Source organism: Erythrobacter oryzae, assembly GCF_030271515.1.
Taxonomy (GTDB): domain Bacteria; phylum Pseudomonadota; class Alphaproteobacteria; order Sphingomonadales; family Sphingomonadaceae; genus Erythrobacter; species Erythrobacter oryzae.
Genome location: NZ_JASCXI010000003.1, coordinates 443,974 through 464,616, shown reverse-complemented (window position 1 = coordinate 464,616; position 20,643 = coordinate 443,974). Strand labels below are relative to the sequence as shown.

Below are 20,643 nucleotides of genomic sequence, written 5' to 3'. Positions count from 1 at the left end.
CGCCATGCTTGAGCGGCTGGCGGCCGCTGCGGCCAAGGTGCCCGCGCTGGTGCAGCGCTTTCCGGCGCTGACGGCGATCGCGCTGGGGCTGATCACGGCCTGCGCCTACCCGCCGCTCCACCTCTGGCCGCTGGGCCTCGCCGCGCTGGCGGGGTTCGTGTGGCTGATTTACTCCGCCGAAAACTGGAAGCAGGTCGCGGCGCGCGGCTGGCTGTTCGGCTGGGCGCACCTGACGCTCGCCAATAACTGGATCGCGACCGCCTTCACCCATCAGGCCAAGATGCCCGAGGTGCTGGGCTGGGCGGCGGTGCCGCTCTTGTGCCTCTACCTCGCGGTCTACCCGATGCTGGCGGCGCTGGCGGCGCATTTGCTGGCGAGGAAGCGGCCGGTTTGGACCTTCGAGTTGGTGCTGGCCGGAGCGTGGATCGTCACCGAGTGGCTGCGCGGCTGGGTGTTCACGGGCTACCCGTGGCCGCCGCTCGGGCTGATGCTGGTGGGCGAGTGGAACGCGCTGGGCGCAACGGCGGTACTCCCGTTGATGGGGACATACGCGTTCTCGGGTCTCACCATCATCCTGGGCTCAGGGTTGGTCAGAACAATCCGGCAGCGGGGCTGGCTCAAGAATGTCGCAACGGGCCTGATCTTCGTGGCGCTGATGCACGTGCCCTTCCCCTCTAAGACGGTTTCCACACTCCGCTACACCCTCGTCCAGCCCTATATTCCGCAGTCCGAGATCAACGATGCCTCCAAGTTCGAGGAGCAGTTCGAGCGTCTCGCTCGCCTCACCGGCAAAGGCACCGCCGAACCGCGCATCGTCCTCTGGCCCGAGAGCGGCGTGCCTGACTATCTCGAGGACGGCTACCCGGAACGCTACTACTACGCGATGACCGCCAATGGCGATCCCGACTACGCCCGCCGCCGCATCGGGCGGGTGATCGGGCCGCAGGCGATGCTGCTGACGGGGGTGGTCAACCTCAACATCGGCACGCTTCCCGACGGCCCCAACAAGGGCCGCCCCGGCGCGGTGAGCGCACGCAATTCGGTGATGGCGCTCGACGGCTCGGGGCGGATCCGCGGCGGCTACGACAAGGCGCATCTGGTGCCCTATGGCGAATATCTGCCGATGCGCCCGATCCTCGAACCGCTCGGCCTGTCGCGGCTGGTGGCGGGGAGCATCGACTACCTCCCCGGCCCCGGCCCGCGCACATTGGACCTCGGCCCATACGGCAAGGCGGGGGTGATGATCTGCTACGAGATCGTCTTCTCCGGCCACGTCGCGTCCCGCGCGAATCGCCCCGACTACATCTTCAACCCCTCGAACGACGGCTGGTTCGGCACCTGGGGCCCGCCGCAGCACCTCGCGCAGGCGCGGATGCGGGCGATCGAGGAGGGGCTGCCGGTGCTGCGCTCCACCACCACGGGGATCAGCGCGGTGATCGACGCGAACGGCGTGGTGCGCGAGCACATCGGCATGGGCAAGGCCGACAAGCTCGACGGCTTCGTCCCCAAGGCCAAGCCGCCGACGCTGTTTGCGCAGTGGGGCCATGCCCTGACGCTGGCATGGGCGGCGGTCTTCCTCGCGCTCGGCCTCGCGCTTCCGAGAGTGCTTGCGCAAGTCCGCGCGCGCGGCTAGGGCGGTCTGCAACAAGGCGAGACATAAAGGTTTCCTTATATCTCTATAAGGTGCCCTACTCCCGCTCCCGACACGCCCATTCCAGCCCCCGGGGGAACCCATGCGCACCAACTACCTGTTCACCTCCGAAAGCGTTTCCGAAGGCCACCCCGACAAGGTCGCCGACCAGATTTCGGACGCGATCGTCGACCTTTTCCTCTCGAAGGACCCCGAAGCGCGCATCGCCTGCGAAACCCTGACCACCACCCAGCTGGTCGTGCTGGCGGGGGAAATCCGCTGCAAGGGCGTTTTCGAAAACGGCGAATGGGCCCCGGGCGCGCAGGAAGAGATCGAAAAGACTGTCCGCGCGACCGTGAAGCGCATCGGCTACGAACAGGACGGCTTCCACTGGGAGAAGCTCGAATTCATCAACCGTCTGCACGGCCAGTCGGCGCACATCGCGCAAGGCGTGGACGCGGGCGAGAACAAGGATGAAGGCGCGGGCGACCAGGGCATCATGTTCGGCTACGCGACCGACGAGACCCCGGGCCTGATGCCCGCGACGCTCTACTACAGCCACAAGATCCTCGAGCGCATGGCCGCCGACCGTCACTCGGGCGTCGCCCCCTTCCTCGAGCCCGATGCCAAGAGCCAGGTGACCCTGCGCTACGAAGGCTCGCTCCCGGTGGCCGCGACCGCGGTGGTGGTCTCGACCCAGCACGCGCCGGGCTATGACGAGAACGATCCGGCCAAGCAGGCCGAGCTCGAAGCCTATGTGAAGGGCGTGATCGCCGACGTGATCCCGCCGGTTCTCCTCCGCGAGACCGAGTACTTCATCAACCCCACCGGCAGCTTCGAAATCGGCGGCCCGGATGGCGACGCGGGCCTTACGGGGCGCAAGATCATCGTCGACACCTATGGCGGCGCGGCCCCGCATGGCGGCGGCGCGTTCAGCGGCAAGGACCCGACCAAGGTCGACCGCTCGGCCGCCTACATCACCCGCTACCTCGCCAAGAACGTGGTCGCCGCAGGCCTCGCCACGCGCTGCACGATCCAGATCGCCTATGCGATCGGCGTGTCGAAGCCGCTGTCGCTCTACGTCGACACGCATGAGACCGGCACCGTCGGCGACGACAAGATCGAACAGGCGATCCTCGGCATCGCCAAGCTCGGCGGCCTGACCCCGCGCGCGATCCGCACGCACCTTGGCCTCAACAAGCCGATCTACCAGCCGACCGCCGCCTACGGCCACTTCGGCCGCACCGCGGAAGGCGACTTCTTCCCGTGGGAGCGCCTCGACCTGGTCGATGATCTGAAGGCTGCGCTGGGCTAAGCGCCCGGCTCGTGCCCACCCCCTGCCCCTCCCGCAAGCGGGAGGGGAGAAACAGCGCCAACCAGTCCCCCTCCCGCTTGCGGGAGGGGTTAGGGGTGGGCCCGCGCCAACCTCAAGAAATCCTCTACGATAAAGCGGCAGATAGGCTACCTATCGCCCCGTGACCGCGCCCCCCGCCCCCGACCGCATCCTCGCGCTCGACGCGCTCAGGGGCATTGCCGTCATCGGCATCGTCGGCATGAACGCCATGGCCTTCGCCATGCCGGGGCCGGCCTACTACAACCCCCTGAGCTTCGGCAGCACCAGTCCGCCCGATTACTGGGTGTGGCTGGCGAGTTTCGTCTTCGTCGAGGACAAGTTCCGCACGCTCTTCGCGATGCTGTTCGGCGCGGGGTGCCTAATCCTGATCGAGCGGGCGGGCGCCGCCCCGTGGCGCGCGCATTATGCCCGCATGATCGGGCTTTTCGCGATCGGCCTCGTCCATGCGACCCTCCTCGCCAGCAACGACGTGCTGCGCGCCTATGCGCTGGCGGGGCTGTTCCTGCCGCTGCTCGCGGGGCTTTCGGCGCGCGCGCTGGTGACCGTGTCGCTGGGGCTGCTGGGCGTGCACGTCTTCCTCGGCATGGCGATGTTCGGGCCAGCCGTCGCCGCCTGGGCGCAGGAGCGCCACGGATCGGAGATGCTGCTCTGGGCCGAGCGCCAGTTCGGGCGCGATCCGGCGGTGATGGCCGCGCTGCTTGAACAGGGGCGCGAGGCCTTCTCCGAGCGGGTGCTGCGCCGCACGCTCGGCATCCCGGCGCAGATGACGACGCTTGTCGCCGCGCTGCCGCTCAACCTCTCGGCGATCGCGCTGGGCATGGGGCTGTGGCGCGGCGGGATGCTGAAGGGCGAGTGGCGCACCTTCCGCCTGCAGCGCATCGCGGGGCTCGCGGCGCTGGTGGCGCTGCCGGGGCTGCTGGCGCTGGCGGGCGTGCTGGTGAGCACGGGCTTTCCCGCCGCCCTCGTCGGCCCGGTGGCGCTGCTGCTCTCGGCCCCCTTCGACATGACGCTGGCGGTGAGTTACGCCGCGCTGGCGATGGCCTTCCTCGGCGGGAGCGGCGCGGCAACGGCGCGGCTGGCGAGCGCCGGGCGCCTGTCGCTGACCAACTACCTGATGACGAGCGTGATCCTGTCGGCGATCTTCGCGTCTTGGGGCCTCGGCCTGTTCGGCGAGGTGACGCGCTGGCAGGCTATCGTGCTGGGGCTGGTGCCGGTCGCGGCGATGCTGGCGTGGTCGCCCTTGTGGGTCGCGAAAGTAGGACAGGGGCCGTTCGAGCGGCTGTGGCGGCGGCTCTCGCGGGGGCTTTCCTACACGCCTGAAAAGTGACAGCTTTGCGGGGATGACCTGCTTTGCGCCCCTTTCATGTCAGTCTTTCGGGGGCCGCGCAGGGGGCCACTTTTTCGCCCCAGGACAGTGTCTCATGTGTCTCCAACAGCCGGGGGCGCTCAGCCGTGCTCCCCGTGGATCGGCGAGGGGCGGTCGAGGGCCAGTTCGGCATCGGAGAAGGTGAAGGGGCTCCTCACCCCTGCCATCCCGCCCAGCTCGATGCGCATGCCGCGGGCAACCACCTGCGGATCGGCGAAGACCTCGTCCAAGCGGTTGATCGGGCCAGCGGGGACGCCCGCCGCATGGCAGGCGTCGAGCAGGCCCTGCTTGCTCCACCCGGCGGTGGCGGCGGCGATCTCGGCGTCGAGGGCGGCGGCGTTGGCGGTGCGGTCGCCGTTGGCGGCAAAGCGCGGGTCGGTCGCGAGATGCTCGAGCCCCAGCACCGCCATCAGCTTGTGGAACAGCCCGTCATTGGCGGGCGCGAGGATGACGTGGCCGTCGTTCACCGCAAACACCCCGTATGGCGCGACCTGCGCGTGGGCATTGCCCATCCGCGGCGGGTTGTGGCCGGTGGTGAAGAGGTATGTCGCCTGGTTGGCGAGCAGGCCCACCGAGCAATCGAGCAGGCTCATGTCGACCTGCTGGCCGCGCCCCGTCCGCGCGCGCATCAGCAGCGCCGCCTGCACGCCGTTCGCGGCCCAGACGCCGGTGGCAAGGTCGCTGATCGAGATGCCCATCTTGACCGGGTGCCCGGCAGGCTCGCCGGTCAGTGACATCAGCCCGCTCATCCCCTGCGCGACGAAGTCGTATCCCGCCTCGTGGGCGCGCGGGCCGGTCTGGCCGAAGCCGGTGATCGAGCAATACACAAGTGCCGGGTTGGCGGCGGAAAGCGAGGTGTAGTCGAGGCCGAACCTGGCGAGTGCGCCGGTCTTGAAGTTCTCGATCAGGACATCGGCCTCGGCGGCGAGGGCCTTCACGCGGGCGAGGTCATCAGGGTTGGCGAAGTCGGCGATGATCGAGCGCTTCCCGCGGTTGCAGGCGTGGTAATAGGCCGCCTCGCGGTGGACGGTGCCGGTGGCGTCGGTGCGCTCGACCCAGGGCGGGCCCCAGAGGCGAGTGCCGTCACCCTCGGGGCTCTCGACCTTGATGACGTCGGCACCGAGGTCCGCGAGGATCTGGCCGCAGAAGGGCCCGGCGAGCACGCGGGCGAGCTCGACCACCTTGAGGCCCGCAAGCGGGGCGGCGGGGTTGCGGGGTTCGGCGAGCCACATGGCCTAGCGGCCCAGCTGGCGGTGGAGGAAGCGCGCGCTGTCGGCCAGCACCGGGCCCTTGTCGCGGAACGGGACCGAGAGCGCCATCACAATCTCCTCGTGGTCGAGCGGGCCGTAGTTGACGAGGTCGGCATAGGCCCCCGCCTCGCGCAGTCTGGCGGCGAGGTTGATGGCGTTCTTGGGCCGCACGGTCTCGTCGCCATCCGAGGTGACGAGCAGCAGCGGCGGGGCGTCGGCGCGGGCGAAGGTGATCGGCTGGGTCTCCGCAGGGTCCGGCCACTGGGAGAAGGCAGCGATGGCGCGGTCGGAGGTGAAGGGGTGGAAGTCGTAGGGCCCCGACAGGCCGACCGCGGCCTTGACCCCCGCCGGGTCCGCCCCCGCTGCGGTCAGCCGCTTGGCATCGAGCGCCAGCATCACCGCCTGATAGGCCCCCGCCGAGTGGCCCATGAAGGCGATCCGCGCGGGGTCGCCGCCGTGCTTGGCGATGTTGGCCTGGGTCCATGCGACCGCCTCGGCCCCGTCGTCGAGGAAGGCGGGGAAGTGGACGGCGGGCACCTTGCGGTAGTCGGGGATGACGACGAGGAAGCCCTCCCGCGCCAGCGCCCGACCCGCAAAGGCATAGGAGGTGCGGTCGCCCTTGGCCCAGCCGCCGCCGTACCAGAAGATGACGACCGGGAGGGGGCCCCCAGAAGCCGCAGCACCTGCGCCTTCGGGCTTCCAGATGTCGAGGGTCTGGTCGTGCGAGCCGAAAGCGACGCCCTCGGCCACCAGCGCCGCGCCGCCCGCGCCTCCGGTGACGCGGTCGTAATACGACAGCAGCCGCGGGGGCGAGGTGAAGGCGAGCACGCCGCCGACCGCAGCCGCCAGCGCGAGTCCGCCGATCGCCAGCTTGCGCTTCATCAGCGGACGTAGTGCGCGGTGGTGCTCGCCGCGATGTCGGCCTCGGTCACGCCCGGCGCCATCTCGATGAGGCGGAAGGGCTCGGCCTTGGAGGGGCGCTGGAACACGGCGAGGTTGGTGATGATCATGTCGACCACGCCCGCGCCCGTCAGCGGCAGGGTGCATTCGGGGATGAACTTGGGCGTCCCGTCCTTCGCGGTGTGGTCCATCACCACGATGATCTTCTTGACGCCTGCGACAAGGTCCATCGCCCCGCCCATGCCCTTGATCATCTTGCCCGGGATCATCCAGTTGGCGATGTCGCCCTTCTCGGAGACCTCCATCGCGCCCAGCACGGTGAGGTCGATATGACCGCCGCGGATCATGGCGAAGCTGGTCGCGGAATCGAAATAGGCCGAGTGCGGCAGCTCCGAGATCGTCTGCTTGCCCGCGTTGATGAGATCTGGATCGACATCGTCGTCATAGGGAAACGGCCCGATGCCGAGCATCCCGTTCTCGCTCTGGAGCGTCACCAGCATGCCTTCGGGGATATGGTTCGCCACCAGCGTCGGGATGCCGATGCCGAGGTTGACGTAATAGCCGTCCTGCAATTCGCGCGCGGCGCGGGCGGCCATCTGGTCGCGGGTCCAGCCGGTGGGAAGCGTCGTCATGAAAAGAGGTGTCCTTACTGGCCCAGCAGCGGTTCGATCAGGAACCAGCCGTCGCCGATCAGCGGTTCGATCCCTGCGCCCGCCTCGGCGTTGCGCAGGTATTTGAAGCGGGTGTCGAAATCGGTGCGCTCGTCGCCGGCGATGGCGACGATGCAGGCGATCCCGGCGAGATTGGCCCGGCGCTGGTCCTTGGCGTCGCCCTCGTCGCGGCGCAGCGAGATGATGTCCTGCCCGCGCGGGTCGAGCCCCGACTGCTCGAGCGCGGTGCGAAGCGCGCCCGACTGGGTGGTCGAGAGGTCCGAGAGCCAGGCGATCTCCACCCCCGCATCGCGCAGCACCGCGAGGCCCAGCGCGAGGCCGGGGAGCTTGGGCGGACTGGCCGGGGGCGCGAAGGTGCCGCCCACCGGATCGAGATCGATCACCGCCACCAGCTGCTCGCCGGCCGAACAGCGGCGGCGCTTGCCGTCGAGCGCCACGGGGTCGCTGAGGATCGCCGAGGGCAGCTCGGCCCCCTGCGCGGCCTGGCGGGCCGAGGCCTGGCCGTAGCGCACGAAGCGCGCGAAATTGGCTTGCCCCTCGGGGATCGGGCGCGCGGGATCGGGATAGGTGGCGAGCGGCTCGAGCGCCGATGTCTGCGCGGCCGGGGTCGCCGGAGCGGGCGCGGGCGCAGGCGCCGGAACAGGCGCGGGTGCGACGGCCACCACCGGAGCGGGCGTGGGCGTGGGCGTCGGGGCCGGGGTCGGCGCAGGAGTGGGCGCTGGCACCGGTGCAGGCGAGGGCGTCGGCTCGGGGGTGATCTTGACGACCGTCACGCGCGGCGCCGGTTCCGGGGCGGGGGCAGGCTCCGCGGCCGCAACCGGTGTCGGCGCAGGCGTCGGCGTCGCAGCCGGATCGGGCGTCTCACCCTCTTTCGCCACCCGCGAGCCGATCATCGTCGAGCCCGCGATCGCCGGGATCACCGCCGCCACGCAGCCCGAAAGGCTCGTCCCCGCCGCCAGCGCCAGCAGCGCTGCAACCCGCTTGTCCATTACGCCGTCTCCCTCTCCCGCACGGTCCGGAACTCGATCTTCTTGTCATAGGGCGCGCCGAGCACGATGCGGTTAACGAACACGCCCGCGAGATGGATCTGGTCGGGATCGAGGCTGCCTGCGGGCACCACTTCCTCGACCTCGGCGACGCAGACCTTGCCGCAGGTCGCGGCGGGCAGGTTGAAATTGCGCGCGGTCTTGCGGAACACGAGGTTGCCGGTCTCGTCGGCCTTCCACGCCTTGACGATCGCGAGGTCGGCGAAGATCCCGTGTTCGAGGATATAGGTCTGCATCACCCCGTCGCGGTCGGGGAAGTCCTTGTGCTCCTTGCCCTTGGCGACTTCGGTGCCGACGCCGGTGCGGGTGTAGAAGCCGGGGATGCCCGCGCCGCCCGCCCGCATCCGCTCGGCGAGCGTGCCTTGCGGGCAGAACTCGACCTCGAGCTCGCCGGCGAGATATTGCCGTTCGAACTCCTTGTTCTCGCCCACGTAGGAGCTGATCATCTTCTTCACCTGCCGCGTGCGCAGCAGCTTGCCGATGCCCTCGTTGTCGATCCCGGCATTGTTGCTGGCAAAGGTGAGGCCTTTCACACCGCTGTCACGAATCGCGTCCAGCAGCCGCTCGGGCAGGCCGCACAGGCCGAAGCCCCCGGCGGCGATCAGCATGTCATCGCGCAGCACGCCGGCGAGCGCGCTGGCGGCGTCGGGGTAGAGCTTGGTCATCGGGACAGGCTGCCTCTCGTGGTCTTGCGCAAGGATGATCGCCGCGGGCGGAATCGGGGCAGTGATTAGAGCCTTCGGCGGGCGCTGTCACGCCTTGCGCGAGTCGAAGTCGAATCACCTTTCATGTTGCGTCGCAATATGGTCATGAAGCGATTTTCTGCCCACGTTTTGAGCGGCTGCCGCGATTTTGGGCAGAAATTTGCAAGTTTGCGCACAAATCTGCACCAAAGTGGCGATAAGTTGCGTTCTTTGCAATCTGCTACGCATCTTTCGCACTTGCACAACCGGGCCATCTGCGGCATTTGGAAGGTGCCTTTCAGGCATCCTCTCCCAAACTTTCCAAGCCCGGCTCTTGTAGCCGGGCTTTTTTCTTGTCCGGGTTAGCGCTACCGACCGCGCAGCCCGGCACGGCCCTCGCCGATTGCATTCGCTGGCACCCGTTCCTAGCTTGGCGGTCAACCCGCTTGAACAGGAATGCCCATGGCCGACGCCGAAACCGCCACCCCCGCCCGCACCGTCCGGCTCCAGGTCGCGCCTGCCCGCCAGGAGGAATCGGGGGCGGGCATCGCCCGCATGCCGCGCTCGGCCTTCCAGAAGCTCGGGATCACCGAGGGCGACGTGGTCGAAGTCCGCGGCAAGCGCGTCACCGCCGCCATCGCCATGGCCGCCTATCCCGAGGATGACGCGCTCGATGTGGTCCGCCTCGACGGCCTCCAGCGCGCCAATGCGCAAGGCGGATCGGGCGAGCATGTCGAGATCGCCCACGGCGAATCGCGCCCCGCCACCCGCGTCGTCTTCGCCCCCGCCCAGCGCGAGATGCGGCTTCAGGGGCCCACGCAAGCGCTGAAGCGCAACTTCTTCCGCCGTCCGCTGGTAGCCGGAGACCTCGTCGCCACCACCGGTCAGCAGCCCGTCCAGAACATGCCCGCCGACGTGCGCCAGCTGCTGCGCGCGCCCGCCTATGCGCTGACGCAAATCCGCCTCACCGTTGCCTCGACCAGCCCCAAGGGGATCGTCCATATCGACGAGAACACCGAGGTCGAACTGCGCGCCGAATTCGAAGACCCGCGCGATGGCCGCGCGGTGGTCAACTACGACGATGTCGGCGGGATGGAGGAGACCATCCGCGCGCTGCGCGAAATGGTGGAACTCCCGCTGCGCTACCCAGAGCTGTTCATCCGCCTCGGGGTCGAGCCGCCCAAGGGCGTGCTGCTCCACGGCCCGCCGGGCACCGGCAAGACCCGCCTTGCGCAGGCGGTCGCCAACGAATCCGACGCCGAATTCTTCATCATCAACGGCCCGGAAATCATGGGCTCGGGCTACGGCGAATCCGAAAAGCGCCTGCGCGAAGTGTTCGAGGAGGCGACCCGCGCCTCCCCTGCGATCATCTTCATCGACGAGATCGATTCGATCGCGCCCAAGCGCACGCAGGTGCCGGGCGAGGCGGAAAAGCGCCTCGTCGCCCAGCTGCTCACCCTGATGGACGGGCTGGAGAAGCGCGCCAATCTCGTGGTGATCGCCGCCACCAACCGGCCCGACGCCATCGACGAGGCGCTGCGCCGCCCGGGCCGTTTCGACCGCGAGATCGTGATCGGCGTTCCCGACCAGCGCGGGCGGCGCGAGATTCTCGGCATCCACACCCGCGGCATGCCGATGGGCGAGGGGCTCGACCTCGACGAGCTCGCGCGCGTCACCCACGGCTTCGTCGGCGCGGATATCGCCGCGCTCGCCCGCGAGGCCGCGATCGAGGCGGTGCGCCGGATCATGCCGCGCCTCGACCTTGATGAACGCACGATCCCGCAGGACGTGCTCGACGACCTCTATGTCTGCCGCGACGATTTCCTCGCGGCGCTCAAGCGCGTCCAGCCCTCGGCGATGCGCGAGGTGATGGTGCAGGTGCCGAATGTCGGCTGGGACGACATTGGCGGCGCCGGGGAATCGGTCGACAAGCTGAAGGAAGGCATCGAGCTTCCCCTCAAAAACCCTGATGCTTTCCGCCGCTTGGGGATCCGTCCGGCCAAGGGTTTTCTGCTCTACGGCCCGCCGGGCACGGGCAAGACCCTGCTCGCCAAGGCCGTCGCCAAGGAGGCCGAGGCCAACTTCATCTCGATGAAATCCAGCGACTTGCTCTCCAAGTGGTACGGCGAGAGCGAGCAGCAGATCGCCAAGCTCTTCGCCCGCGCCCGCGCGGTGGCTCCTTGCGTGGTCTTCATCGACGAGATCGATTCGCTGGTCCCCGCGCGCGGCACCGGCCAGGGTGAGCCGCAGGTGACGGGCCGGGTGGTCAACACCATCCTCGCCGAGATGGACGGGCTGGAGGAGCTGCAATCGGTGGTCGTGATCGGCGCCACCAACCGCCCGACGCTGGTCGACCCCGCGCTGCTGCGGCCCGGCAGGTTCGACGAGCTGGTCTATGTCGGCACCCCCGACAAGGCGGGGCGTGAACACATCCTCGGCATCCACACGGGGAAGATGCCCCTCGCCGACGACGTCGATCTGGCGAGCCTCGCGGCCGAGACCGAGCGCTTTACCGGGGCCGACCTCGAAGACCTAGTGCGCCGCGCCGGCCTTGCCGCGCTGCGCCGCGTCGGCGGCGAAGTCAGCGCGGTGGGCGCGCAGGACTTCGCCGCTGCGCTCAAGGATTCGCGCGCGACGGTGACGCCCGAGATGGAGGACGAATACCTCAAGATGCGCGGCGAATTGAAGAAGCGCGCGGCGGCGGTGCAACCGATCGGCTTCTTCTCGCCCGAGATGCTCAAGCCCACGCGGGAGAAGAAGCACGACTGACGCCCGATGTTCCGCAAATGTTTGTGCCTGCGGCACAGCTTCGCTTCCACGTGAAACATTTGCGGCGCCCCCTCCTGCGTCAGTGCGCCGCGTCCCAGCTGAGCCCGGTGCCGATTTCGACTCCGAGCGGCACCGTCAGCTCCACCGCAGGCAGCGCCGCTTCGGCCATCACCTGCCGGATGATCGGGGTGGCGGCCTCCACCCGCTCCTCGGGCAGTTCGAACACCAACTCGTCGTGCACCTGCAGCAGCATCCGCACATCGTGCAGCCCCGCCTCGGCCAGCGCGGGGAGCATCCGCGCCATCGCGCGCTTGATGATGTCCGCGCTGGTGCCCTGGATCGGGGCGTTGATTGCCGCGCGCTCGCTGCCCTGCCGCTCGGCCTGGTTCTTGGAATTGATCCGCGGGAACCACGTCTTGCGGCCGAACAGCGTCTCCGAATAGCCGCGCGCGCGGACGCTCTCGAGCGTTTCGTAGATATAGCGCTTGATGCCGGGGAAGCGCTGGAAATAGGTGTCGATCATCGCCTGGGCCTCCTCGGGCGGCACCTCCAGACGCGCCGCCAAGCCCCAGCGTGAAATTCCGTAAAGTATTGCGAAATTGATGGTTTTTGCCCTGCCGCGGCTGTCGCGGGTGACCTCGCCGAACATTTCCTGCGCGGTGCGGGCGTGGATGTCCTCGCCGTTGGCGAAAGCCTCCTTGAGGCTGGCGACATCGGCCATGTGGGCCGCAAGCCGGAGTTCGATCTGCGAATAGTCCGCCGCGAGTAGCACATTGCCGGGCTCGGGCACGAAAGCCTCGCGGATTTGCCTGCCTATTGCCGTGCGGATCGGGATGTTCTGCAAGTTCGGGTCGGTGGAGGACAGTCGCCCAGTCTGCGCGCCGACCAGTGAATAGGACGTGTGCACCCGCCCCGTATCCGGGTTGATCGCCGCCTGAAGCGCGTCGGTATAGGTCGACTTCAATTTGGCGAGCTGCCGCCACTCCAGCACCAGCCGCGCAATCGGCGCGCCCTCGGCGGCGAGCTTCTCCAGCACCGAGACGTCGGTCGAATATTGCCCGGTCTTGCCCTTCTTCCCGCCCTTGTAGCCCAATTTGTCGAACAGGATTTCGCCCAGCTGCTTGGGGCTGCCGACGGTGAATTCCTGCCCGGCAACGGCGTGGATCTCGCCCTCCAGCCGGGCGATTTCGTGCGAGAATTCCTCCGACAGCTTGGCGAGCCGCGCACGGTCGACCCTGATCCCCTCGCGCTCCATCCCCGCGACCACCGCGATCAGCGGGCGGTCGACGCGTTCGTAGACCTTGCTCCCGCCCTCGATGGCGAGGCGCGGCTTGAGGTGCGCGTGGAGCCGCCAGGTGATGTCGGCATCCTCGGCGGCGTAGGCGGTGGCGCGGTCGAGCGGCACTTCGGCAAAGCTGATCGCCTTCTTGCCGGTGCCGCACAGCTCCTTGAACGGGATCGGGGTGTGGCCGAGGTGGCGCTGCGAGAGCTCGTCCATCCCGTGGCCGCCCCCCATCCCATCCTCGCCGCGGCCGGCGTCGAGATCGAAGCTGATCACCATGGTGTCGTCGATGGGCGCAACCATGATCCCCTGCCGCGCCAGCACGTTGAGGTCATACTTGCCGTTCTGGAAGATTTTCAGGACGGCCTCGTCCTCCAGCAGGGGCTTCAAGAGGGCGATGGCCTCGGCGAGCGGGACTTGCTCGGGCTTCTGCGCGAACATATCGGTGCCGCCGTGGCCCAGCGGGATGTAGCAGGCGTCGTTCGGGCCGAGCGCGAGGCTGACCCCGACCAGATCGGCGCGGATCGCGTCGAGCGAGGTCGTCTCGGTGTCCACCGCCACGGCCTGCGCGGCGCGGGCGCGCTCGACCCATGCGGCGAGGCGCTCCGCTGTCTGCACCGTCTCGTAAGCGGTGTGATCGACGGCGGGAAAATCGGGGAGCGGCTGGCGGTTGCCCTCGCCCGGCGCGGGGGCGGCGGCGCTCGCGGTGCTGGGCTTGGGCGGGTTGAGGTCGGTCGGGCGCGAGGGGCTCCCCGACCCCGCATCCAATCGCCGCAGCAGCGAGGTGAAGCCGTGGGTCTCGAGGAACAGCGCCAGCGGCGCGGGCGGGATCGGGCCGAGCACCATCTCCTCGAGCGGCTGGGGAAGGTCGCAATCCTCCTTCAGCGTCACGAGGATCTTCGACAGTTCGGCATCGCCGCGCCCCTCGATCAGCCGGTCGCGCAGCTTGGAGGGCTTCATCCCCTCGGCCGCATCGAGCGCCGCGGTCAGCGAGCCGTGCTCGGCGATCAGCTTGCTCGCGGTCTTGGGGCCGATGCCGAAAATCCCCGGCACGTTGTCGACCGAGTCGCCCATCAGCGCGAGCACATCGCCCACCAGTTCGGGGCCGACGCCGAATTTCTCCTCGACCTCGCCAAGCCAGATGCGATGGTTCTTCATCGTGTCGAGCATGTCGATGCGGGCGCCATTCGCCTCGCCGATCAGCTGCATCAGGTCCTTGTCGGACGAGACGATTGTGACGTCCCACCCGCGCTCCTGCGCGCGGCGGGCATAGGTGGCGATGAGGTCGTCGGCCTCCAGCCCCTCGACCTCGATGCAGGGCAGGCTGAAGGCGCGGGTGGCGTCGCGGATCAGCGGGAACTGGGGCTTCAAGTCCTCGGGCGGTTCGGGGCGGTTGGCCTTGTAATGCTCGTAGATGTCGTTGCGGAAGCTCTCCCCGCTGGCATCGAGGATCACCGCAAGATGCGTCGGCCCGTCGGCCGCGTCGAGATCGGCGGCGAGCTTCCACAGCATCGTGGTGTAGCCATAGACCGCGCCCACGGGCGTGCCCTCGGGGTTCGTCAGCGGGGGCAGGCGGTGATAGGCCCGGAAGATGTAGGACGACCCGTCGACGAGATAGAGATGCTGCTTTTCGGCCATGCCAGCTTGCTAGCAGGCCCCGCCGCGCGAAGGTAGGGGGCTCGCGCCGGCGGGCTTGCGGTGAAACGCGGGCGAGAATGTGGCAGGATTGCGGCGAAAGCGACTTGTGCAGCGGCGGCGCGCGGCCTAGATTCTTCCGCGAACCGGATAACCGGTCGGCGCGTCCCGGGAGGGGGCGCGTGCCATTTGCAGGACAAAGGACCACTCGCCATGCGCAAGATCATCCTCGCCGCCGCCGTCGCCACCGCCGCGCTCGGCCTTTCGGCGTGCAGCAACAAGACCGAGACCGAGACCGAAGAAGCGGTCGATTCGATGGCGGCCGACGCCGATGCCGCCGCCGACGATGCCGGTCAGGCGATCGAGGGCGCGGCGGTCGAAACCACCCAGGAGGTCAAGGAAGCCGCCGCCGAGGCTGCCGACCAGGCCGAAAAGACCACCGACGAAGTGGGCGATGACGCGCTGAGCGTGGTCGACCAGGCCGAGGAAGCCGGCGCCGAGTAAGCGCTTCCCCTCTCGGGGGGCAGAAACAGGAAGGGCGGCTGCCGCAAGGCGCCGCCCTTTTTGCTGTCCGGGTCTCGGGAGGGGCCTCAGCCGCCGGTCGCGTAAGGCGCGCTTGCCCAGTTGCGGGTGGGGTTGGCCTGCGCCTTCACCGCGAAGCCGTCATAAAGAGCGCGGGCGATCGCGGCGATGCGCTCCTCGCGGGCGAGCTTGGTGCCCTGACCGGTGACGTAGATGGCGACCGCGATCACGCGGCCATCGGGGCATTCGATCAGGCCGATATCGCTTGAGGTGTTGCTGAGCGAACCGGTCTTGTGGCTCACCCGCGCTTCCAATGGCATGGCGGCGGGGATGCGGCGCTTGCCGGTGACGGTGCGGCTCATCGCGCCGAGGATCACCTGGCGGCTCTGGTCGGAGAGATATTCGCCCCGATAGAGCCCGGCGAGCAGGCGCACCATCGCGCGCGGCGTGGCGGCATCGCGGCTGTCGATATAGTTGGCGGGATTGTACTCGCCGTCGTCGCGCACCAGTGTGGCGATGTCGCGGTTGATCGAGAAGGGGGCGATGCCCTTCCTCGCCATGAAGGCGTTGACCGCCTGCGGGCCCCCGACAGCCGCAAGCAGCGCGTCGGTCGCCGGGTTGGACGAGCGGGTGATCATGATCTCGATCAGGTCGATCGCGGGCATGTACTGGCCTGCGCGCACCGGCGCCTTGGCCGAGGAGAACTTGGCCGAGCGCACCGGCAGCATCAGCGGGAATTCGCTGGTGAGGGTATAGCGCCCCTGCTCGACCATCTCGAGATAGGTCGCCGCGATCGCGACCTTGCTGGTCGAGGCCATCGGGAACAGCTGGTCGCCCAGCACCATCACTTCCTCGCCCGTGGCAAGGTCGACCGCCGCGACGCCGATGCGGCCCAGCGCCGGGTTGGCGAGCTCGGCGATGCGCTGCTCGAAGGTCGAGGCGTAGACCGCATCGAAGCTCTGGGGATTGCGGGCCTGGGTGCCGAAGGTGCTGTCGAAAGTGGCCTGCAGCTCGTCCTGCGTGTTCGCCGCAACCGGGCTGGCGAGCGCCGCGAAGGAGGCCAGAAGGCCGGTCAGAGCGGCGAGAAAACGGGGGCGTGCCATGTGGGCAAGATGACTCCGACAGGGTTTAGACGGGCTTAACGATGCACTGAACCATGTGCGATTCGGCGCGGCAAGGCCCCGTTCTGCCGCGTGCGGCGAACCGTGCGCCTCAAGCGATGCAGGCCGCGATGGGGGCCCCGCGCCGCTGCTCGGTGCGCATCGGTGGTTCGTCGATTGCCATCTTGCGGGGCATTTGGCGCACTTGACTGGACGCGCGGGCGCGGCAGTCTGGCGGTCAATCTGATCCAAGGGGACTTTTTCGCGATGACCGACACCGCCACTGCCTGCGCCGCGCGCGCGGGCCTTGCCGCCCTGCTGCTTTCCGCCTCGGGCCTCGCCTTTGCCCAAGCCGTGCCGATCGTGAAACCCGGCGCGCCCGGGCAAGCCTCGAAAACGCTCTCGGCCGCCGAGGCGACCAAGCTCGCGCAGGCGAGCTACACCGCCGAGGACGTGGCCTTCATGCAGGCCATGATCGTCCACCACCAGCAGGCGGTCGACATGGCCAAGCTGGTCAAGGAGCGGACCAACACCGCGGAGCTCCAGACCATCGCGGGCCGGATCGAATCGAGCCAGGCCGACGAGATCGCCTTCATGCAGACCTGGCTCAAGGAGCGCGGCGAGCCGGTGGAAGACCCCGCGATGAAGGGTCACGCCGAGCACATGCACCACATGATGAAGGGCATGGCGAGCCCCGAAGACTTGAAGGCGCTGGCCGCGGCCAAGGGCACCGATTTCGACAAGCGCTTCCTGACCCTGATGATCGCGCATCACGAAGGTGCGCTCGACATGGTCGAGAAGCTGCTCGACGAGGACGGCACCGCCGCCGATCCGGTGCTGTTCCAATTCGTCGGCGACATCGAGAGCGAGCAGAAGGCCGAGATCGGCAAGATGGACAAGCTGCTCGCGGGCCTCTCGGGCGACCCGCGCACGGGGCTTGCCGCGGGCTTCGACAATGCGGGCGAGGCGATCAAGGGCCTCATCAAGGTCGCGACGCTCACCAAGCCCGCGGGCTTCTTCAACCCCGAGAACCCCGCCGACCTGCGCCCGCCCGTGCCGCCCAAGAAGGGCGAGGAGAAGAAGGAAGAGGCCAAGCCCGCCGAGCCCGCGCCTGCTGCCACGACCACCGCCGCCGCCACGCCGCCCGCGCGCGAGGAAGAGGAAGACCTCACCGAATTCGCCGAACGCACCCCGCTGCTCGATTTCGCCAATACCGACATGGCCTTCTTCGGCGACGTGATGGTGGCGGGGAGCTATCACGGGTTCAACATCTACAAGCTGGGCGCCGACGGCGTGCCCGTGCTCAAGAGCTCGGTCGTCTGCCCCGGCGGGCAGGGCGACGTCTCGGTGGCCGGCAACCTCCTCGTGATGAGCGTCGAGCAGACCCGCGGCCGGATCGACTGCGGGCTCGAGGGCGCGCCGGGCAAGATCAATGACGAGCGCTTCCGCGGCCTGCGCATCTTCGACATCTCCGACCTTGCCGCCCCGCGTCAGGTCGGCGCGGTGCAGACCTGCCGGGGGAGCCATACGCACTCGATCGTCAGCGCCGACGACAAGCGCCTCATCATCTACAACTCGGGCACGGCGGGCATCCGCGACGAGAAGGAGCTGGCGGGCTGCATCGGCGGCACCCCGGGCGACACGCGCACCGCGCTGTTCTCGATCGACGTGATCGAGGTGCCGCTCGCCGACCCCTCCAAGGCGCGCATCGTCAGATCCCCCCGCGTCTTCGCCGACGAGACCACCGGCGAAATCGCCGGCCTGTGGAAGGGCGGCGACCATGGCGAGGGCACGCAGGACACCGAGCGCACCGACCAATGCCACGACATCACCGTCTTCCCCGCGCTGAAGATCGCGGCAGGCGCGTGCTCGGGCAACGGCATCATCTTCGACATCGCCGATCCCCTGAACCCCAAGCGCCTCGATGTCGTCACCGACACCGGCTTTGCCTACTGGCACTCGGCGACCTTCAACAATGACGGCACCAAGGTGATCTTCACCGACGAATGGGGCGGCGGCGGGCGGCCGCGCTGCAAGGCGTCCGACCCCAAGACCTGGGGCGCCAACGCGATCTACGACATCGTGAACGGCAAGCTGGTCTTCCGCGCGCACTACAAGATGCCCGCTCCCCAGTCCGACACGGAAAACTGCGTCGCCCACAACGGCTCGATCATCCCGGTCCCGGGCCGCGATCTGTTCGCGCAGGCGTGGTATCAGGGCGGCCTTTCCGTGATGGACTTCACCGACAGCGCCAACCCCAAGGAGATCGCCTATTTCGACCGCGGGCCGATCGACGCCAAGCAGATGGTGCTGGGCGGCTACTGGTCGGTCTACTGGTACAAGGGCCACATCTACGGCACCGAGATCACCCGCGGGATCGACGTCTTCAGCCTCAAGCCGAGCGAGTTCATCACCAAGGCCGAAATCGCCGCCGCGGAAGCCGCGAAGTACGAGGACAACCGCTTCAACCCCCAGACCCAGACCCGCGTCACGTGGGACGAGAAGGCGATCAAGGCCGCGGCGGCGAGCCGCAAGCTGAAGTAGCGATCAGCCCCGCTCCGCCTTCGCCCCTCAGCGCGCGTGGCGCATGGCGAAGGCGGGGTAGGTTTCGACATCGCCCCGGCGGATCTGCGCTTCGAGCAGCGCGACCGCCGCGTCGACATCGGCACTATTCGCGCCGGCTTCCTGCGCCAGCTTCAGCCCGTGGTAGAAGGTCGAGGGGTACTCGGTGGTGTATTCGTAGATGCGCGGATCATCCACCGGCTTGTCGAAAGCGTGCCACGGCTGGCGGGCGATATCGGCCGGCAGGCCCACCGCCTGCGCCATCTGCCGCCAGTCGCTGAACCAGCGCCCCTCCAGCCGCGCGGGCAGATTGAGGAAGCAGAACGGCCCGCTCGCAAGGAAGCGCCGCGCCTGGAACCGCTCGGCAAAGGCGGTCTGCAATTGCGACCAGCGCGGATCGCCATGCAGGCGCCGCCCCCAATCGAGCGTAAAGGCAATGTAGTTGACGATCATGCCGGTATAGACGCCGGGCCGCTGGCCGGTGCGGATCGAGGGCCAGAAGGTCGGATTGGGCTGGCTGTCATAGGCATCTTCCTCCCAGAACATCCCCAATTGCCCCATCCCCGGCACCGCCAGCGCCTTCACCGCGCGATCAAGGTTGGCGGAGAGGATCGCATCGAACCGGTCCGCCTCCGGCAGCCAGTCCACCGGCGGCATCGAGCGCAGCAGCGCATAGGCGAGCAGCAGATCGCGCATCGACCACGCCCAGTCGCGGCCCTGCCCCTGATCGACCAGCTTGCCGCTCGCCCCGCGATAGTCGGGGGTGACGGTGTTGAGCACGGTGCAGGCGGAGAAGACCTGCTCCTCGACGAAGAACGGATGCAGTTCGGAGAGCAGCGCCGGGATCAGCGAGGGGCACGGGCGGTGCGCATTGTCGATGTCCCAATCGAACTGCATCCCCGGACTGACCGAGATGATCCGCTCCTCGGGATAGTTCTGGTAATATTGCTGCACTTTCAGCGGGACGCCGGGCGTATCGAGCAACAGCGGCGCGCCGTCGGCCCCGCGCACATGCCAAGGGATCGAGGCCGCGGTCAGCCCGTAATTCATCGTGACGCTGCGCATCTCGGCGCTGCGTTCGATGATGTAGCGCGCCTGCCGGTGGACGATCGGCCCCACCTCGTCGCGCAGGCCCGTGGTGCCCATCCCCGGCGTGAACCCGCCCTTGTCCAATGGCGTGTAGTCGGGGACGGGGTCCATGTAGGACCATTCGGATGGCGCCTGAAGCTTGGGCCCGATACCCCAGGGCAGCAGCATCCCGTAGGACTGCCAGCGATTGAGCTCGCGATCGGACACCGGCCAGGTGCGCGATGTGGCCACCCAGCGCTGGAAATCGCCATGGCCATAGAGCGCGAAATTGCGGCCGAAGACGCTCGCCCTGTAGCTGACCGCCGGGGTCTCCGCCGCCAGATTGGTCCAGCGCTGCCGCTCCACCACCACCACGTCGAAGGGCTTGCCGTCGACCGGGGAGGCGGGTTGCAGATACCAGATCAGCGCCCAGGGCCCCTTGCGCAGGAACACCCGCACGGTGTGGTGCCCCGCCTTGTACCACACGGCATCGGGGTCGGCAGGGGTAAAGACCGTGTCGCCAAGCCGCACGGGCGGCGCGGCCGCCGCCATGGCAGGGTCGCGCGCGATGGCGCTCCCCCGGGCGCTCACCTGCGCGCGCAGCAGGGTGGAGGCGGGGCCCGGCGCGATCAGGGCCGCCGCGCCACCGGCCATCATCAATCGGCGAGACATCATCGCGTGTTTACCCCGAGGCGCGCATGGCGCTGTTTCGACGGAGCAAACCATAGCACCCCTGCCGGGCGCGGGAACGTCATGATCCTGCGGGGGCGGCGTCCTTTTGCGAGGGCGTGCCGCTTTGCGCCAC

At 68.4% G+C, this 20,643-nt stretch carries 14 protein-coding genes; 6 read left to right on the top strand and 8 right to left on the bottom strand.

Annotated elements, in window-relative coordinates; genetic code table 11:
- The first annotated feature begins 4 nt into the window (after positions 1–4).
- From lnt to PFX90_RS11105, 3 genes are all read left to right on the top strand, one after another.
- Positions 5–1,633, top strand: coding sequence for an apolipoprotein N-acyltransferase (gene lnt / locus PFX90_RS11115; RefSeq protein WP_285712514.1), 1,629 nt, complete (start codon positions 5–7; stop codon positions 1,631–1,633).
- A 100-nt stretch (positions 1,634–1,733) separates the two neighbouring features.
- Entirely contained in the window at positions 1,734–2,945 is a 1,212-nt protein-coding gene (gene metK / locus PFX90_RS11110; protein ID WP_285712513.1) for a methionine adenosyltransferase, read from the top strand.
- A gap of 160 nt (positions 2,946–3,105) precedes the next feature.
- Positions 3,106–4,311, top strand: coding sequence for a DUF418 domain-containing protein (locus PFX90_RS11105; RefSeq protein ID WP_285712512.1), 1,206 nt, complete (start codon positions 3,106–3,108; stop codon positions 4,309–4,311).
- Positions 4,312–4,430: 119 nt separating this feature from the next.
- Here the strand turns inward: PFX90_RS11105 and PFX90_RS11100 are convergent, their stop codons facing one another.
- Genes PFX90_RS11100 through PFX90_RS11080 form a run of 5 tightly spaced genes read right to left on the bottom strand, consistent with a single transcriptional unit; the run spans position 4,431 to position 8,882 of the window.
- Positions 4,431–5,582, bottom strand: a complete 1,152-nt coding sequence (locus PFX90_RS11100; RefSeq protein ID WP_285712511.1) for a CaiB/BaiF CoA transferase family protein — start codon at positions 5,580–5,582, stop codon at positions 4,431–4,433.
- 3 nt (positions 5,583–5,585) lie between these two features.
- Positions 5,586–6,482: an alpha/beta hydrolase gene (locus PFX90_RS11095; protein WP_285712510.1), complete on the bottom strand. Its 897-nt coding sequence runs from the start codon at positions 6,480–6,482 to the stop codon at positions 5,586–5,588.
- Entirely contained in the window at positions 6,482–7,132 is a 651-nt protein-coding gene (locus PFX90_RS11090; protein ID WP_285712509.1) for a CoA transferase subunit B, read from the bottom strand. The genes PFX90_RS11095 and PFX90_RS11090 overlap by 1 nt, the downstream gene beginning before the upstream one ends.
- A 14-nt stretch (positions 7,133–7,146) precedes the next feature.
- A complete protein-coding gene (locus tag PFX90_RS11085; RefSeq protein ID WP_285712508.1) occupies positions 7,147–8,160 on the bottom strand; it encodes a hypothetical protein in 1,014 nt (337 codons plus the stop codon).
- Positions 8,160–8,882 (bottom strand): CoA transferase subunit A, encoded by a 723-nt coding sequence (locus PFX90_RS11080; protein ID WP_285712507.1) that lies wholly within the window; start codon positions 8,880–8,882, stop codon positions 8,160–8,162. The genes PFX90_RS11085 and PFX90_RS11080 overlap by 1 nt, the downstream gene beginning before the upstream one ends.
- Before the next feature lie 480 nt (positions 8,883–9,362).
- Between PFX90_RS11080 and PFX90_RS11075 the strand changes: the two genes are divergently transcribed.
- A complete protein-coding gene (locus PFX90_RS11075) occupies positions 9,363–11,669 on the top strand; it encodes a CDC48 family AAA ATPase (protein ID WP_285712506.1) in 2,307 nt (768 codons plus the stop codon).
- 79 nt (positions 11,670–11,748) lie between these two features.
- Here the strand turns inward: PFX90_RS11075 and polA are convergent, their stop codons facing one another.
- Positions 11,749–14,589 (bottom strand): DNA polymerase I, encoded by a 2,841-nt coding sequence (gene polA, locus PFX90_RS11070; protein ID WP_285712505.1) that lies wholly within the window; start codon positions 14,587–14,589, stop codon positions 11,749–11,751.
- 210 nt (positions 14,590–14,799) lie between these two features.
- Here polA and PFX90_RS11065 point away from each other — a divergent pair, with 210 nt between their 5' ends.
- On the top strand, positions 14,800–15,090 hold the full coding sequence (locus PFX90_RS11065) for a hypothetical protein (protein WP_285712504.1): 291 nt from the start codon (positions 14,800–14,802) through the stop codon (positions 15,088–15,090).
- An 86-nt stretch (positions 15,091–15,176) separates the two neighbouring features.
- On the opposite strand, the gene PFX90_RS11060 is transcribed toward PFX90_RS11065, so the two are convergent.
- Positions 15,177–16,211, bottom strand: a complete 1,035-nt coding sequence (locus PFX90_RS11060; protein ID WP_285712502.1) for a serine hydrolase — start codon at positions 16,209–16,211, stop codon at positions 15,177–15,179.
- 264 nt (positions 16,212–16,475) lie between these two features.
- Here PFX90_RS11060 and PFX90_RS11055 point away from each other — a divergent pair, with 264 nt between their 5' ends.
- Complete coding sequence (locus tag PFX90_RS11055) at positions 16,476–18,752, top strand: DUF305 domain-containing protein (RefSeq protein WP_285712501.1); 2,277 nt, start codon at positions 16,476–16,478, stop codon at positions 18,750–18,752.
- Between the two features lie 27 nt (positions 18,753–18,779).
- On the opposite strand, the gene PFX90_RS11050 is transcribed toward PFX90_RS11055, so the two are convergent.
- Positions 18,780–20,510, bottom strand: a complete 1,731-nt coding sequence (locus tag PFX90_RS11050) for a hypothetical protein (RefSeq protein WP_285712500.1) — start codon at positions 20,508–20,510, stop codon at positions 18,780–18,782.
- Positions 20,511–20,643 lie beyond the last annotated feature (133 nt).

What these genes read in the sequence shown, in the direction of transcription:
- lnt (WP_285712514.1), top strand. Translation starts at nt 5, where the DNA reads ATGCTTGAGCGGCTGGCGGCCGCTGCGGCCAAGGTGCCCGCGCTGGTG.
- metK (WP_285712513.1), top strand. Translation starts at nt 1,734, where the DNA reads ATGCGCACCAACTACCTGTTCACCTCCGAAAGCGTTTCCGAAGGCCAC.
- PFX90_RS11100 (WP_285712511.1), bottom strand. Translation starts at nt 5,582, where the DNA reads ATGTGGCTCGCCGAACCCCGCAACCCCGCCGCCCCGCTTGCGGGCCTC.
- PFX90_RS11095 (WP_285712510.1), bottom strand. Translation starts at nt 6,482, where the DNA reads ATGAAGCGCAAGCTGGCGATCGGCGGACTCGCGCTGGCGGCTGCGGTC.
- PFX90_RS11090 (WP_285712509.1), bottom strand. Translation starts at nt 7,132, where the DNA reads ATGACGACGCTTCCCACCGGCTGGACCCGCGACCAGATGGCCGCCCGC.
- PFX90_RS11085 (WP_285712508.1), bottom strand. Translation starts at nt 8,160, where the DNA reads ATGGACAAGCGGGTTGCAGCGCTGCTGGCGCTGGCGGCGGGGACGAGC.
- PFX90_RS11080 (WP_285712507.1), bottom strand. Translation starts at nt 8,882, where the DNA reads ATGACCAAGCTCTACCCCGACGCCGCCAGCGCGCTCGCCGGCGTGCTG.
- PFX90_RS11075 (WP_285712506.1), top strand. Translation starts at nt 9,363, where the DNA reads ATGGCCGACGCCGAAACCGCCACCCCCGCCCGCACCGTCCGGCTCCAG.
- polA (WP_285712505.1), bottom strand. Translation starts at nt 14,589, where the DNA reads ATGGCCGAAAAGCAGCATCTCTATCTCGTCGACGGGTCGTCCTACATC.
- PFX90_RS11065 (WP_285712504.1), top strand. Translation starts at nt 14,800, where the DNA reads ATGCGCAAGATCATCCTCGCCGCCGCCGTCGCCACCGCCGCGCTCGGC.
- PFX90_RS11060 (WP_285712502.1), bottom strand. Translation starts at nt 16,211, where the DNA reads ATGGCACGCCCCCGTTTTCTCGCCGCTCTGACCGGCCTTCTGGCCTCC.
- PFX90_RS11055 (WP_285712501.1), top strand. Translation starts at nt 16,476, where the DNA reads ATGACCGACACCGCCACTGCCTGCGCCGCGCGCGCGGGCCTTGCCGCC.
- PFX90_RS11050 (WP_285712500.1), bottom strand. Translation starts at nt 20,510, where the DNA reads ATGTCTCGCCGATTGATGATGGCCGGTGGCGCGGCGGCCCTGATCGCG.